The sequence below is a fragment of the Phenylobacterium sp. genome (genome assembly GCF_036723115.1).
GTDB lineage: Bacteria > Pseudomonadota > Alphaproteobacteria > Caulobacterales > Caulobacteraceae > Phenylobacterium.
Map to the genome: position 1 here is coordinate 1 of NZ_DAIMHV010000077.1, position 13,938 is coordinate 13,938.

General features: G+C 70.0%; 15 protein-coding genes. 2 read left to right on the forward strand and 13 right to left on the reverse strand.

Annotated features, from left to right (window positions below; genetic code table 11):
- Together V7D28_RS09360 and pseI are read left to right on the forward strand one after the other, a co-directional pair.
- A partial coding sequence (locus tag V7D28_RS09360; protein WP_333587115.1) for a hypothetical protein occupies window positions 1-220 on the forward strand: 220 nt, incomplete at its 5' end.
- 56 nt (window positions 221-276) lie between these two features.
- Complete coding sequence (gene pseI, locus V7D28_RS09365; protein ID WP_442957917.1) at window positions 277-1,356, forward strand: pseudaminic acid synthase; 1,080 nt, start codon at window positions 277-279, stop codon at window positions 1,354-1,356.
- Between the two features lie 4 nt (window positions 1,357-1,360).
- Here pseI and pseH read toward each other — a convergent pair whose 3' ends face one another.
- From pseH to carB, 13 genes are all read right to left on the reverse strand, one after another.
- Entirely contained in the window at window positions 1,361-1,930 is a 570-nt protein-coding gene (gene pseH, locus V7D28_RS09370) for a UDP-4-amino-4,6-dideoxy-N-acetyl-beta-L-altrosamine N-acetyltransferase (RefSeq protein WP_333587117.1), read from the reverse strand.
- Window positions 1,930-3,114 carry an NAD(P)-binding protein gene (locus V7D28_RS09375; protein ID WP_333587118.1) on the reverse strand — a complete coding sequence of 395 codons (1,185 nt, stop codon included), beginning with the start codon at window positions 3,112-3,114 and terminating at the stop codon, window positions 1,930-1,932. Before V7D28_RS09375 ends, pseH begins: the two co-directional genes overlap by 1 nt.
- 76 nt (window positions 3,115-3,190) lie before the next feature.
- The gene (pseG, locus tag V7D28_RS09380) at window positions 3,191-4,222 is read right to left on the reverse strand and encodes a UDP-2,4-diacetamido-2,4,6-trideoxy-beta-L-altropyranose hydrolase (protein WP_333587119.1); all 1,032 of its coding nucleotides are present in this window, start codon (window positions 4,220-4,222) and stop codon (window positions 3,191-3,193) included.
- Window positions 4,219-4,935: a glycosyltransferase family protein gene (locus V7D28_RS09385; RefSeq protein ID WP_333587120.1), complete on the reverse strand. Its 717-nt coding sequence runs from the start codon at window positions 4,933-4,935 to the stop codon at window positions 4,219-4,221. The genes pseG and V7D28_RS09385 overlap by 4 nt, the downstream gene beginning before the upstream one ends.
- A 48-nt stretch (window positions 4,936-4,983) precedes the next feature.
- Window positions 4,984-5,700, reverse strand: a complete 717-nt coding sequence (locus V7D28_RS09390; RefSeq protein ID WP_333587121.1) for a TylF/MycF/NovP-related O-methyltransferase — start codon at window positions 5,698-5,700, stop codon at window positions 4,984-4,986.
- Window positions 5,697-6,491, reverse strand: coding sequence for a phytanoyl-CoA dioxygenase family protein (locus V7D28_RS09395; protein ID WP_333587122.1), 795 nt, complete (start codon window positions 6,489-6,491; stop codon window positions 5,697-5,699). Before V7D28_RS09395 ends, V7D28_RS09390 begins: the two co-directional genes overlap by 4 nt.
- Before the next feature lie 81 nt (window positions 6,492-6,572).
- Entirely contained in the window at window positions 6,573-7,562 is a 990-nt protein-coding gene (locus V7D28_RS09400) for a class 1 fructose-bisphosphatase (protein ID WP_333587123.1), read from the reverse strand.
- A 93-nt stretch (window positions 7,563-7,655) separates the two neighbouring features.
- Window positions 7,656-8,657 (reverse strand): mitochondrial fission ELM1 family protein, encoded by a 1,002-nt coding sequence (locus tag V7D28_RS09405; RefSeq protein WP_333587124.1) that lies wholly within the window; start codon window positions 8,655-8,657, stop codon window positions 7,656-7,658.
- Between the two features lie 79 nt (window positions 8,658-8,736).
- A complete protein-coding gene (gene greA, locus V7D28_RS09410; RefSeq protein WP_333587125.1) occupies window positions 8,737-9,210 on the reverse strand; it encodes a transcription elongation factor GreA in 474 nt (157 codons plus the stop codon).
- Window positions 9,211-9,370: 160 nt separating this feature from the next.
- The gene (locus V7D28_RS09415) at window positions 9,371-9,871 is read right to left on the reverse strand and encodes an AAA family ATPase (protein ID WP_333587126.1); all 501 of its coding nucleotides are present in this window, start codon (window positions 9,869-9,871) and stop codon (window positions 9,371-9,373) included.
- A gap of 9 nt (window positions 9,872-9,880) precedes the next feature.
- Window positions 9,881-10,678: a glucose 1-dehydrogenase gene (locus V7D28_RS09420; protein ID WP_333587127.1), complete on the reverse strand. Its 798-nt coding sequence runs from the start codon at window positions 10,676-10,678 to the stop codon at window positions 9,881-9,883.
- A 163-nt stretch (window positions 10,679-10,841) separates the two neighbouring features.
- A complete protein-coding gene (locus tag V7D28_RS09425) occupies window positions 10,842-11,012 on the reverse strand; it encodes a hypothetical protein (RefSeq protein ID WP_333587128.1) in 171 nt (56 codons plus the stop codon).
- Between the two features lie 271 nt (window positions 11,013-11,283).
- A partial coding sequence (carB, locus tag V7D28_RS09430) for a carbamoyl-phosphate synthase large subunit (RefSeq protein ID WP_333587129.1) occupies window positions 11,284-13,938 on the reverse strand: 2,655 nt, incomplete at its 5' end.

The window sequence follows — 13,938 nt, forward strand, 5'->3', positions numbered from 1 at the left end:
GTCCCCCGCTGATCCGCCGCCGGACCCCCTGACGCCGCCGGGCACGGCCAGTCGTCGCAGCTTGCGGACCACCGGCCCCTGGGTGGCCGCGGGCGTCGCCCTGGGCGCCGGCGCGGGCGCGGCCCTGGGCAGCGTGGCCCTGGGCGTCGCCTTCGGCCTGGGTCTGGGCGCGGTGATCGGCGTGGCCAAGGCCAGCCGCGGAAAGCCCCCGGCGGGTTAACGACCTCTTGGCGGGTGGAGGTTAGGCTCAAGGGGCCAAGGGAGGCCTCTTCGCCCGTGTCCGCATCGCCTGTCCCGCCCCGCAGCATCGAGATCGCCGGCCGGCCCGTCGGTCCCGACCACCCGCCGTTCGTCATCTGCGAGCTGTCGGGCAACCACAACGGCGATCTTGGACGGGCCCTGGAGATGATCGACGCCGCCGCCGAGACTGGCTGCGACGCCATCAAGATCCAGACCTACACCGCCGACACCATCACCCTGGACGTGGACCGGCCGGAGTTTCGCATTCAGGGCGGCCTGTGGGACGGCCGCACCCTGCACGAGCTCTATCGTGAGGCCCAGACCCCTTATGAGTGGCATGAGGCCCTGTTCGCCCGGGCGCGCCAACGGGGCGTGATCCTCTTTTCCTCGCCCTTCGACGAGACTGCGGTGGACCTGCTGGCGAGCCTCGATGCGCCCGCCTACAAGATCGCCTCCTTCGAGGCCGTCGACCTGCCGCTGATCCGCTACGCCGCGGCTCGGGGGCGACCGCTGATCATCTCCACCGGCATGGCCAATCTGGCCGAGATGACCGCCGCGCGGGACGCGGCCCTGGGCGCCGGCGCCGCGGGCGTGGTCCTGCTGCACTGCGTCTCCAGCTATCCGGCGGCGCTGTCGGACGCCAATGTCCGTACCGTTCCCGACATGATGGCCCGCTTCGACTGCCCGGTGGGCCTGTCGGATCACACACCGGGAACGGCGGCGTCGGTCGCGGCGGTGGCGCTCGGCGCCTGCGTGATCGAGAAGCACTTCACCCTGGCCCGGGCCGACGGCGGACCGGATGCAGCCTTTTCCCTGGAGCCGGCGGAGTTCAAGACGCTGGTGGACGATGTGCGCGCCGCCTGGACCGCCCTGGGACGGCCCCACTACGACCTGCTGGGCTCAGAGCAGGGCAATATCCAGTTCCGCCGATCCCTCTATGTGACCGCCGATGTGAAGGCGGGCGAGGTGATCAGCCGGCAGAACGTCCGCTCGGTGCGTCCGGGGCTCGGTCTGGCGCCTGAGCATCTCGAGACGGTGCTTGGCCGCGTCGCCCGGCGCGACCTGTCCCGCGGGGAGCCGCTCGCCTGGGACATGGTCTCCGGCGCGCCGGCCTGAGGCTTCAAGCGGGGATGTCGTAGCCCTTGTCGCGCAGCCGCGCGGCGCTCTGCGGCCGCGCCTTGGCCCAGTCGGCGGCCAGCAGGCCCAGCCCCACCACGTCCTGCGGCTCGCCGCCCTTCCACACGTGATGGCGAAACAGGGCTTCGCGGACGAAGCCGAAGGACTGGTGCAGTTTCCACACCGCCTCGTTCTCGGCCAGAACCTCGCAGCACAGTTTGTTGAGGCCCATGACGCCGAAGACGTGCTCGATCACCCAGAATTCGACGAAGGCGCCGACGCCCTTACCCCGCACCGCCGGGGAGGCGAGGTAGTAGGCCCAGGCGCACTTGCGATGGACCGGAGAGATGTCGGCCAGATTGGCCAGCCCCACGGGCTCGCCCTCAAGCTCGATGATCCAGTAGCGGCGGGCGGGATCGACCAGGGCGCTCTCAAACCAGCGGGCGTGGGCCTCGGGACTGATTTCGTCGTCGGAGTACATCCAGCGCGCCACCTCCGGCTGGTTGCGCCAGATCCTCAGCCGGTCGCGATCAGCGCCTGTCACATCCCTCAGCCGGACCTGAGGGCCAGCCATCAGGCCACCCGGCGGCTGGCGGAGGCGCCGCCCAGGGCGGTCGCCAGGCGGGCGGACATTTCAGCGATCCGAGCCGCAGCGTCGGCAGACTCCCATCCGGCCACCACGAAGCGGCCCTCATGGGTGCGGTCGAGGTGGTCGCGAAGCTGATCGAGGCGGCGCACCGCCTCCACCGAGGGGCAGCTGAACCGGGTGCGCAGATTGGCCGACAGGCACTCTCCAAGCTCCAGGGTGCGGTGGGTGAAGGGCGCGGCCAGACGCTGGGCCTCGCGTCGCAGGTCGGCGTCGCTGGCCTCGGCCACGCATTCCAGAGCCACCAGGCTGGCGCCGCGGAACTCATAGGCCCGCAGGGTGCTGATCACCCCTTCGCCCGTATAGTTGCGCACCGTCAGGGGCAGGGGGGCGTCGAGCTTGGCCCGGAAGACATAGGCCGCCACCCGCTCGCCGATGCGTCGGGGCCGGGGCAGGGCGGCCAGGTCGAAAAGAGCCAGCGGGTCGGCCGCCCAGACCACCACGTCGTCCCCCTGGCGGGAGAGGGCCGCCTCCCGCGGGGAGACCAGGGTGTGGAAGCTGATGGCGACGCCCAGACGGGCGAGACCGGCGCCGGCTTCGGCGAAGAGGCCGGCCAGGCCGTTGCGGGGCGCGGCGGCGCGGCGCGGCCTGTCTTCAGGCGCCGGCTGGCCGCTTTCGATGAAGCGCACCTCCGTGAGGCCCAGGGCGGGGGCCGCCCCGGCGTGGATTTCGTCGATCCAGACCCCCAGGCGCCACTCGCAGTGACGGGCCAGGCTGTCGGCTGCCGAGCGGGGGAAGGGGCGGAGGATGTCGGCCAGGGTTTCCGGCGGCGTCGTGGGCTGGGTCGACGGCGCCGGGCCCGTGAAGAGCGGGCCGTGCCCCCAGCTGGGCGCGGCGCCGTCATGGGCGGGGCTCAGCGCGCCCTCATGCAGATCGACCTCGTCAAAGGCCAGGCCCCGCCATTCCAGGGCCGAGCGGATGGGGTCGGCGCCGGCGCCGAATAGGAACTCCCCGTCGCGCAGCTCCAGGCCCTGGCGGCTGCGCGGCAGGCTCCAGCCGCCCGGACGATCGAGCGCGTCCTCGATGGTGATGGCCGTGGCGCCCAGGCGATGGGCCTCAAAGGCGGCCAGAATCCCAGTGAGGCCGGCGCCGATGATACGAACCCTGCTCATGCCCTGGCCTCCCCGACCGCATGCGTGAAGCCTCAGCATGGGGGAGAGGTCGAAAAACTCGGTTAAGGCGAACGCGTCAAACGGTCGCGGCCTGGACGAGCAGGGGCCAGAAGGCGTCGGCCGTGCGCGCGGCGCCCTGGCCGTCGCAGAGCTCGGCGCTTCGCTCGGCCAGCTGGTGGCGCAGGGACTCGTCGACGAACAGCCGCGTGACGGCGCGGTCCAGGTCGGCCTCGAAGGTCGCCGCAGCGCCGTCCACCGCCAGGACTGCGCCGGCCTTGGCCAGGGCCTCGGCGGCCGGGCGCTGGTTGTCGGCCAGGACGATGACCACGCTGGGCAGGGCCAGGACGCAGCGCTCCCACATGGACGAGCCCGCGGCCCCCACGGCCAGATCGGCGCGGGCCGACAGTTCGGCCATGTCCAGGCTGTCGATGTGCAGGGCCAGGCGCGGGTCATGGGCGGCGATCCGCTCCAGTCCGCGGCGGCTCGCGGCGCCGGCGCCAATGACCACGTCCAGCTCGGCCTCTCCGAACCGGCGACGCAGGCGCTCCACCACCTTGCCGGTGATCCCGTTGAGGTCGGTCAGGCCCAGGGACACCAGCACCCGCCGCGGCTCCCGCGCCCGTCTGGAGAGGGCGTAGTTGCGCACCGCCGCAAAGGCGGGTCGCACCGGGGCGTAGCGCGGGCCGAGCAACAGGCGCGCGCGGCCCGCCAGGCCGGCATAGTCGGCCTCGATGCGGGCGGGGCCTGAATCCAGCACCAGGTCGGCGGCCAGGGGGCGGTCGGCCAGGTCATCGATCACCAGGGTCGGACGCCCGTCGGCGATGGCCTCCTGATGGGCCTTGGAGAGGCCGTAGTGATCGAAGACCACCGCCTCGAACGCCATGGCCTCGGCCGCCGCCGCCAGGGTCTCGGGCGAGAGATCGCCCACGGGGCGCCGGTTCAGGTCCGGGGCGAAGCTCTCCAGCAGGGTCTCGATGGCCGGATCGGCCAGGAACAGGCACTCCGCCCCCCGCTCGGTTAGGGCGGCGGCCAGGGTCAGGCTGCGCATCACATGGCCGCCCCCCACCTGGGGCCCGGCGTTCAGCACGAAAAGGACTCGCGGGCTCATATCCGTCGCTCGCCCCCAAGCATGGCGAGATCAGGGCGCCCTCGCACGAAATCCCGCACGGCGTCGGAGCTGAAGGCTGGATCGACGGGATAGAGGGTCTCGAAGACGGCTGAGACGAAGGCGAAATCCTCCGGCGTGTCGACCGTCCAGCGCACCTGGCCCTCGTCTAGGGGCGGGTCGAGCCGGGCCACCCGGTAGAGGTCGGGGCGGTTGCGGATGTCCCAGGTGACGTGCTCGCGCGCCAGGGGGCTGGTCGCCTCGGCGGCGCTGCGCAGCAGGGCGGCGGTGCGGATCACCTCGACGTCCTGACCCTTGGGCCAGCCATGGGGGTCATAGCGATTGTGGGTGTAGTCGGCGTCCTGCGCCAGGTGATGGGCGATGGTGGCGTCGATGATTGCGGGGTCGCTCAAGGGGCAGTCCCCGGTCAGGCGCACCACATGGTGGGCAGGGCGGCCGGAGACGGCGCCGGCGAAGCGGGCCAGGACGTCCTCCAGGGGGCCGCGCCGCACCTCCACCCCTTCGGCTTGCAGGCGTTCAGCCAGAGGATCGTCGCTGGGCTCGACGCTGGTGGCCACCAGCAGGGCGTCGATACGCCGGGCGCGCCTGACCCGCTCGATCTGGCGCAGGATCATCGGCGCGCCGGCCAGGGGCAGCAGCACCTTGCCGGGCAGGCGGGTGGAGGTCAGGCGGGCCTGGAGAACGGCGAGAATCAAGAGCGGCTCCTTTCCCGCAGGATAGCGGCCGCTCAGAGGTCCCGCGTCCTATTCCTTGACGAAGAAGCCGCCCGGCGCAGACGCCCAGCCGAACTTCTCGATCCGCGGGGGCTTGCCGTCGAAGAATTCCTCCAGGGCCTCGCTCTCGCCGGGCCATTCGCGGATGGCGTATTCGTCCAGCAGCACGACGCCCCCGGTGAGAATCCTTGGCCAGAACGCCCTGAGCGCCTCCAGGGTCGGCTCATAGAGGTCCATGTCCAGGTGCAGAAGGGCGATGCGCAGGCCCGGATGCTCGGCCACATAGGCATGGGCCGTCTGGCGCACGTCCCCGTCGACCAATTCCACCCGCGGCCGCTGAGGCACGAAGGAGTCGGCGTTGAAGGCGTCCACAAGGGCGAACAGGGTGTCGCGGAACTGGGCCGGGTTCCAGCCCTCGGCGGTGTTGCCCACCCGGGCGTCCAGGCCATCCTTGTCCGACCGGTCGGCCAGTCCCTTGAAGTGGTCGAAGCCCAGCACCTTGCGGGTGCGGTCGCCGGGGCAGAAGGTCTCCAGGAAGCGGGCGAAGGTGAGCAGGGACGCCCCCTTATAGACCCCGCACTCGACGATATCCCCCGGCAGGTCCTCGACGAGCTTGAACACCTCGTAGTGGGCGAAGGCCTTCATGAAGTGCATGCGCCGGCCGAAGGAGGCCAGGTTGGCGATCAGGTCATGATCATCCAGATGCGCCTTCAAAAGGCCGCGCAGGGTCTCGTCGGCGGGAATCATTCGGTTTCCTCAGATGCGATCAGTTCGGGCCGGGCGGCGGCGAAGGCTTCGAACCCGTCGGCATGGCGGTGGCGCCAGCCCCGCGCCACCATTTCGAGGGCCAGCAGGTCGCCGAAGCGGACCTGGATGGAATAGCGGTGCCGGGGGCCGGGATTGTAGCCCGACCGGTGGGGGACGCTGTTGTGGAACAGGAGAACGTCGCCGGGGCGAAGCTCTGGCTTGCGGACCCGGGCCTCGAAGGCCTCGTGATGGTCGGCGACGATAAAGGCGTCCCGGCCCCCCAATCGGCGCCCGGCCCCGTCGCGCTTGAAGCGGATATCCACGGGATAGATCTGCGCCGCGGTCGTCTCGACCACGTCGATCCCGCCGTTGCCGGCCCCCGAGGCGGTGAGGGGAATCCAGGCGGTGACCGAGCGGTCGCACAGCATGTTGTAGGGATAGTCCTGATGCCAGTCGAAACCCCGCCAGGGTTCGCCGGCCAGGTCCATGCGGAAGACGGCGTGCTGGAACGGGCTGTGCAGGCGCTTCGCGCCGGTCATGCGCTTGGCGGCGTCCAGCAGTTCCGGGGCGGTGATGATCTGGCGGAAGACCACGGTCTCGCGCATGGCGTCATAGACCTTGCCGAGGGCCGGCCGATCCCGGGCGGCGAGATCGCTCACCAGGGCGTCCAGATCGCCGTCGCCGCGGGCGCCGCAGGCGCGCACAAGATCGCTCAGGGTGTCGCAGGCCTCCGCCAGCAGGTCAGGCGCCAGCAGGTCCTTCAGCTCGGCGGCGAGGGGGGCGGTGGACAAGCAAGGGGCTCCGGTCAGCCTTCCTTGCGAAAGGCTAGGGAGCATCGGCTAACCGATCATTAACCGTAATCTCCGGGCCGATCAGGCCTGATGGTAGTCCCGCAGGCGTTCGATCTCGGCGCGCGAGCCCATCATCACCGAGGCCCGCTCGTGGAGACCGCGGGGCTGGCGGTCCAGGGTGTCGCCGGCGCCGTCGAAGGCTGCGCCCCCGGCCTGTTCGACGATGAAGCCCATGGGGTTGGCCTCGTACATCAGGCGCAGCTTGCCCGGACGATCCGGCTCGCGCTGGTCCCAGGGATACATGAAGACCCCGCCGCGGCTGATCAGCCGGTGGACGTCTGCCACCATGGAGCCCACCCAGCGCATGTTGAAGTCCTTGCCGCGGGGGCCTTCGACGCCGGCCAGACACTCGTCCACATAGCGGCGCACGGGCGCGGCCCAATGGCGCATATTGGCCGCGTTGATGGCGAACTCCTTGGTCTCGGGCTTGATGGCCAGGCCCTGGCCGGTCTGGACCCAGTCGCCGGACTCCGGATCAAGGGTGAAGGCCGCCACGCCCTGGCCGAGCGTCAGGATCATCTGGGTCTGGGGGCCATAGACCACGTAGCCTGCGGCCAGCTGGTTGCGGCCGGCCTGCAGGAAGTCGGCTTCCACCGGCTCGCGCCCCGGACTATCGGCGGGGCAGGGCAGGACCGAGAAGATGGTGCCGATGGAGACGTTCACCGCGATGTTGCTGGACCCGTCCAGGGGGTCGAACAGCACCAGCAGGCCGCCCTCGGCCGGGACGGGGCGGACCGGATGGATGGAGTCCATCTCCTCCGAGGCCATGGCCGCCAGGGCTGGCGCCTCGGCGCAGACCCGCAGCAGGATGTCGTTGGACAGCACGTCGAGCTTCTGCTGCACCTCGCCCTGGACGTTCTGCTGATCCAGCGCGCCCATGGCCTGGCCCACGGCGCCTTGCCGGACGTGGCCGCTGATCTCCACACATCCCCGGGCCAGGGCCTCAATGAGGGCGGCGAGGCCGGGCTCGGCGGCCTGGGACAGGAAGGCGGTCAGGGTGGTCTGGCTCAAGGCGCACCTCTTGCGGGCTGGAACCGGGCGGGTATCGCGCGCCGGCCCTTAAGTCCAGACGCCGCGCCCGGATCGAGCGGTCAGGCGCAGCGATCAGGCCTTGGCGAGGGCGCCCGCCCGCCGGGCGTCGAACCGGCGCAGCACCTCTGCGGCGGCGCGATCGGTCTCCTGCAGCGGCTCGTAGGTCCAGCTGTGGAAGGCGCCGCCGAAGGGCCTGGCCGCCCCAAGGCGTTCCAGCTCCTCGTGATAGAGCCGGAACTTGAGGCTTTCGCCCTCCATCTTGAGGATGAAGACCGGCTTGCCGGTGGAGGCCGCCTCAGTGGTCATGTTGGTGCTGTCCTCGGTGGCCAGAATGAAGTCGGCCGCCCCCAGGAAGGCGAAATAGGGATTGGGTCCGGCCCCGTCCCAGATGACGCCGGGCAGATGTCGCAGGCGGGCCGACAGCAGCGCCTTGGCGTCCTGTGGCGTCCGACGGGAAAAGGTCACCATGACCGAGCCGCCCTCCTGGGCGACGGCCGCCTCGATGTCGTGGGCCATGGCGGCGGCGGCTTCCGGCGACAGGTTGAAGGCCTTGGACTTCCCCCCGATGAGCACCGCGACCCTCGGCCGGGGCAGGGGGTCGAGCTGGTCGGCGAAGCGCGCCTGCTCCTCGGCCAGGCGCTGGGCGGTCACGCGATGGGGCGAGCCCATGATGGGCAGCACATTGTCGCCGCTCAGCCGGTCATGCTTGGGGGGAATGATCAGGTCGAAGGCCTGCGGCGGGGCGCGGGGATCCTGGAGCTGCACCACCAGGGTCTCGCCCTTGCTCCATCGGCGCATGCGCAGGGAAAAGGGCAGGGTGGCGCGCCCGGCGGCGATCCAGATGTCGGGCCAGGGCGGCACGAGCCCATGGCCAGGCGCCAGGGCCGACAGGGGCGCAGGCTGCAGCCACCAGGGCAGTCGACCCAGGCGGCCGCGCCAGGTGATGCGTTTGACGCTCAGCGAGATCGGGCGCAGACGGCCCAGGGCCTCGGCCAGGCCCAGGCCCTGGTTCTCAATTCCGGCGCGTCCGTCCGAAACGACCCAGACGCGGGGCGGGGAAGTGTCTTGCGCCATCAGTGGACTGCTCGCCCGGCGGCAAGGCGCCGCCGTTCAGGATCATGGACGATCAATGGGGCGAGGCGGTGGCGAAGGCTCAGACCCACTCCACCTTGAGGATCTCATACGACTTGACGCCGCCAGGGGTGTTCACCTCGACCACGTCGCCCACCTCCTTGCCGATGATGGCGCGGGCGATAGGGGAAGAGATGGAGATGCGGCCGCCCTTCACGTCGGCCTCGTGCTCGCCGACGATCTGATAGCGGGCCTCGTCCTCGGTGTCCTCGTCCACCAGGGAGACGGTGGCGCCGAACTTCACCTGGGTTCCCGACAGCTTGGACACGTCGATGACCTGGGCGCGCGCCAGCTTGTCCTCGATCTCGGCGATCTGGCCTTCGATCCAGCCTTGGCGCTCCTTGGCGGCGTGATACTCCGCGTTCTCGGAGAGATCGCCGTGCTCGCGCGCCTCGGAGATCGCAGCGATCACGGAGGGCCGCTCGACGGTCTTCAAACGCTTCAGTTCGTCGTCGAGAGCCTGATAGCCCCCGGCGGTCATCGGGACTTTTTCCATGGCGGGTGAGGACTCGGGTAGTGCGCCTGAAAGATTCTCCGGCCGCGGGCGCCAACGTCCGGGGGCTGAAACGATATGAGTGTGCGCTGCGAAAGGCAAGGGGCGGGCGCAATCGCCCCCGACCGGCGCCACAACGGGCCGCCGCCCGCGGAGTTCCGCCTCAGGCGCTGGTGCTGATCACGCAGCCGCGCAGTTCCACCTCGTCCGGCGCCTCATAGGCCTTTTCGGTGAAGTGGAACATTTCCGGGGTGACCAGCAGCCGGAAGCCTTCGCCGGCGACCTCCTCGCGGCCCAGCACGCGTTCGCGCCGCACCTCAACGGGGGCGTCGACGAAGTGGAACTGCACCGGGATCTCCACCGCCGCGGCGATGTCGGCCACCCGCTGGCGGTCGCTGCGCCGCATGAGGCCGAGATCGAGGATCACCGACCCGCCGGTGGCCAGGACGGCCGCGGCGGTGGACCAGATCTGGGCCTCGCACCGCTCCACCCGCTCCATCATCCAGTCGAATTCCAGGGGCTCGGGCATGTCGGGGCCGAACAGCCGCCCCATCCAGTCGTCGATGGCGAAGCCCACCGCCGGCAGGCGGCGGGCCAGGTCACGGGCATAGGTGGACTTGCCGGCGCCCTGGGGGCCGAAGATCACATGGATGGTCGCGGTCATGGCGGTGGCTTAGCGGAGGGTGAGCCCGCCGTCGATGACCAGTTCGGCGCCCGTGACGTAGCGCGACTCCTCGCTGGCCAGCCACAGCACCCCGTCGGCGATGTCGCCGGGCTGGCCCTTGTGGCCCAGGGCCGCGGCCACGTTGGCCATGGCGTCGAGGGTCGCCGCCCGCTGCGGGCCGGCGTTAGCGCCGGGACCGCCCGTGCCGATGATGGTGTCCCAGATGGGGGTCTCGATGATCCCCGGATGGACCGAGTTCACGCGAATCCTGTCCTGGGCCGCGGCGCATTCCAGGGCCACCGCCTTGGTGAACAGCCGCACCGCCCCCTTGCTGGCGCAATAGCCCGCCAGGGAGGCTGCGCCCTTGAGGCCGGCGACAGAGGACATGTTGATGATGGAGCCGCCGTCCCCGCTCTTCCGCATCAGGGGGATGGCGTGCTTCACCCCCAGGAAGACGCCCTCCACATTCACCGCCATCTGTCGGCGGAAGTCGGCCAGGCTCATCTCGATGACCGAGCCCCCCAGGCCGATGCCGGCATTGTTGACCAGGATGTCGAGGCGGCCCTCCTGGGCGGCGATGGAGGCGATCACCTGCGCCCAGCCCGCCTCGTCGGTGACGTCCTGATGCAGGTAGCGGGCCGAGCCGGAGGCCGCGCCTATGGCCTCGACGACGGCGGCGCCGGCTTCGTCCTGAAGATCGGTTAGAATGACGGTGGCGCCCTCGGCGGCCAGCCGTTCAGCACAGGCCCGACCGATGCCGCTGGCCGCGCCCGTCACCAGGGCGACCTTGCCCGATACCCGTCCCATCGCATCCTCCTCATCAGCGTCTGATCGCGCTTCACTCACGGCCTAGCTCAGCCGCGAGACGGAGGGAAGCGCCGAGGCGCCCCGCATAAGGCGTGGGGTGGGCGTCCAGGCCGGCGGCGATCTGGCCGCGGCGACCTGGCGTTTCCGACGCCAGCCCTTTGGGCTAGCGCATATAGGCCGGGCTGCCCCCGGCGGTGAGAAGTCCGAACAGCATGGCGCCGCCGAGCAGAACGATCAGGGCGATGATCATGAGATCAGTCGCGCCCTCAAGCTTGTGCAGCAGGTGCCGATTACGGCGGACGGGGGGGTGGTCGTGACCATCATCAGCGTGCATGGCGTGCTCCCTACAGTCTCTAAGGTGACGGGCCTCAGCTCTGTGGCTGGGTCCGACGCCAGACTTGAGACAGGCGTCACGGGAAGACGCTGCTGTGCGGGCGACCGCGAAACTGAACTGGGCCGCCCGTAAGCGCCCGTGCCTGGGTCAAATCAGGCGACAGAAGGGAGCCTGCGCCCGACTTGGGCGCACGTCAACTTTATCCGAACATGGTTTTGTCAGATGCGACGAAATCTCAAGCAAAATTCTGACGCATCTGACAAAAATAGTCTCAGGCGGGCTCGCGGGCGTAACTCTGCAGGGGGCGGACGTCCAGGGCGCCCTTGGCGGTGGCGGCGATGGCCTGTGCGGCGGCCAAGGCGCCGGCCGCGGTGGTGAAGTAAGGCGTCTTCATCATCAGCGCCGTCCGGCGGATCTCGAAGGAGTCCGACAGGGACTGCTTGCCCTCGGTGGTGTTGAAGACCAGCTGAACCTCGCCGTTCTTCATGGCGTCGACGATGTGGGGCCGGCCCTCCAGCACCTTCTTCACCGTCTGAACGGGCAGGCCGTTCTCCGCCAGGAAGGCGCTGGTGCCCGAGGTGGCCAGGATATTGAAGCCCTCGCCCACCAGGAGGCGCACCGCCTCCAGAATCCACGGCTTGTCGCTGTCCTTGACCGAGACGAAGACGCACCCGCCCGTAGGCAGGTTGGTTCCGCCGCCCAGCTGGCTCTTGGCGAAGGCCCGGGCGAAGGCGGCCGAGGCGTCGGCCTCGCCCTCCCGCCGCCAGTCCAGGCCCATGACCTCGCCGGTGGAGCGCATTTCCGGACCCAGCACCGTGTCCACCCCGGCGAAGCGCGCGAAGGGGAAGACGGCTTCCTTCACCGCCACATGGTCGTAGGGGGCCTCGGCCAGATCGAACTCGGCCAGCTTGCGCCCGGCCATCACCTTGGCGGCGATGGAGGCCAGCGGTCGGCCGATGGTCTTGGCCACGAAGGGCACGGTGCGGCTGGCGCGAGGATTGACCTCCAGCACATAGATGCGCGGGGCGGCGCTCTGCGGCTCCTCGATGGCGAACTGCACGTTCATCAGGCCGCGCACGTCCAGGGCCCGGGCCATGGCCTCGGTCTGGCGCTTCAGCTCGGCGATGGTGTCGGGCTTGAGCGAGAAGGGCGGCAGGGAGCAGGCGCTGTCGCCCGAATGGACGCCGGCCTCCTCGATATGCTCCATGACCCCGGCCACGAACACCTCATCGCCGTCGCAGAGGGCGTCGATGTCCACCTCGGTGGCCCGCGACAGGTACTGGTCGATCAGCACCGGGCTGTCGCCGGAGACCTGCACGGCGTCCCGGACGTAGCGGGCCAGCTGTTCGTCGTCGCGGACGATCTCCATGGCGCGGCCGCCCAGCACATAGGACGGACGGATCACCACCGGGTAGCCCACCTGGTGGGCGGCCTTGAAGGCCTCCTCGTCGGAGCGGGCGATGGCGTTGACTGGTTGGGCGATCTTCAGGCGGTGCAGCAGTTGCTGGAAGCGCTCGCGGTCCTCGGCCAGATCGATGGCGTCGGGCGTGGTGCCCAGGATCGGGATGCCCGCATCCTCCAGGGGCTTGGCGAGCTTCAGGGGCGTCTGGCCGCCGAACTGGACGATGACGCCCAGCAGGGTCCCGCGGGCCCGCTCCACCTCGATCAGCTCCAACACGTCCTCGGCGGTCAGGGGCTCGAAATAGAGGCGGTCAGAGGTGTCGTAGTCGGTGGAGACCGTCTCGGGGTTGCAGTTGACCATGATCGACTCCACCCCGATGTCGGCCAGGGCGAAGGCGGCGTGGCAGCAGCAGTAGTCGAACTCGATTCCCTGGCCGATGCGGTTGGGGCCGCCGCCAAGGATGATGGCCTTGCGGGCTTCGGAAGGATCGCTCTCGCACTCGGGGACCTGGCCCAGGGCGCCGGTCTCATAGGTCGAGTACATGTAGGGCGTCTCGGCCCGGAACTCGCCGGCGCAGGTGTCGATGCGCTTGAACACCGGCCGCACCCCCAGGCCGCGGCGCTGCTCGCGGACCTCAGCCTCGGTGGTGTGGGTTAGCTGGGCGAGGCGGGCATCGGAGAAGCCCTGGGCCTTCAGGGCCCGGAAGGCCTCGGCCGTGCCGGGCAGGCCGGCGGCGGCGATACGGGCCTCTTCCTTCACCAGATGCTCCAGCTGGCGCAGGAACCAGGGCTCATAGGCGCAGGCGGCCTGGACCTCTTCCACGGTCAGGCCGTGACGGAAGGCCTGGGCGATGACCCGCAGGCGGTCGGGGGTCGGCTGGCCCAGGGCCCGGACGATGGCCGCCCGGCCGGTCTCGGGATCCTCGGCGTTCTCGATCGCCACTTCGTTCAGACCGGTGAGACCGGTCTCCAGGCCGCGCAGCGCCTTCTGCAGGCTTTCGGCGAAGGTGCGGCCGATGGCCATGACCTCGCCCACCGACTTCATGGAGGTGGAGAGCAGGGGCTCGGACCCCGGATACTTCTCGAAGGCGAAGCGGGGGATCTTGGTGACCACATAGTCGATGGACGGCTCGAACGACGCCGGGGTGGCGCCGGTGATGTCGTTCATCAGCTCGTCGAGCGTGTAGCCCACCGCCAGACGGGCGGCGACCTTGGCGATGGGGAAGCCGGTGGCCTTGGAGGCCAGGGCCGAGGACCGCGACACCCGCGGGTTCATCTCGATGACCACCATGCGCCCGTCGGCGGGATTGACCGCGAACTGCACATTGGAGCCGCCCGTCTCCACCCCGATCTCGCGCAGCACGGCGATGGAGGCCGCGCGCATGCGCTGATATTCCTTGTCAGTCAGGGTCAGGGCCGGGGCCACGGTGATGGAGTCGCCGGTGTGGACGCCCATGGGGTCCACGTTCTCGATGGAGCAGACGATGATGCAGTTGTCCGCCTTGTCGCGGACGACCTCCATCTC

Coding starts and splice junctions, on each gene's coding strand:
- pseG (WP_333587119.1), bottom strand. CDS start 4,222: ATGAGCCCGCGAGTCCTTTTCGTGCTGAACGCCGGGCCCCAGGTGGGG.
- V7D28_RS09420 (WP_333587127.1), bottom strand. CDS start 10,678: ATGGGACGGGTATCGGGCAAGGTCGCCCTGGTGACGGGCGCGGCCAGC.
- V7D28_RS09405 (WP_333587124.1), bottom strand. CDS start 8,657: ATGGCGCAAGACACTTCCCCGCCCCGCGTCTGGGTCGTTTCGGACGGA.
- greA (WP_333587125.1), bottom strand. CDS start 9,210: ATGGAAAAAGTCCCGATGACCGCCGGGGGCTATCAGGCTCTCGACGAC.
- V7D28_RS09390 (WP_333587121.1), bottom strand. CDS start 5,700: ATGATTCCCGCCGACGAGACCCTGCGCGGCCTTTTGAAGGCGCATCTG.
- V7D28_RS09425 (WP_333587128.1), bottom strand. CDS start 11,012: ATGCACGCTGATGATGGTCACGACCACCCCCCCGTCCGCCGTAATCGG.
- V7D28_RS09415 (WP_333587126.1), bottom strand. CDS start 9,871: ATGACCGCGACCATCCATGTGATCTTCGGCCCCCAGGGCGCCGGCAAG.
- pseH (WP_333587117.1), bottom strand. CDS start 1,930: ATGGCTGGCCCTCAGGTCCGGCTGAGGGATGTGACAGGCGCTGATCGC.
- V7D28_RS09375 (WP_333587118.1), bottom strand. CDS start 3,114: ATGAGCAGGGTTCGTATCATCGGCGCCGGCCTCACTGGGATTCTGGCC.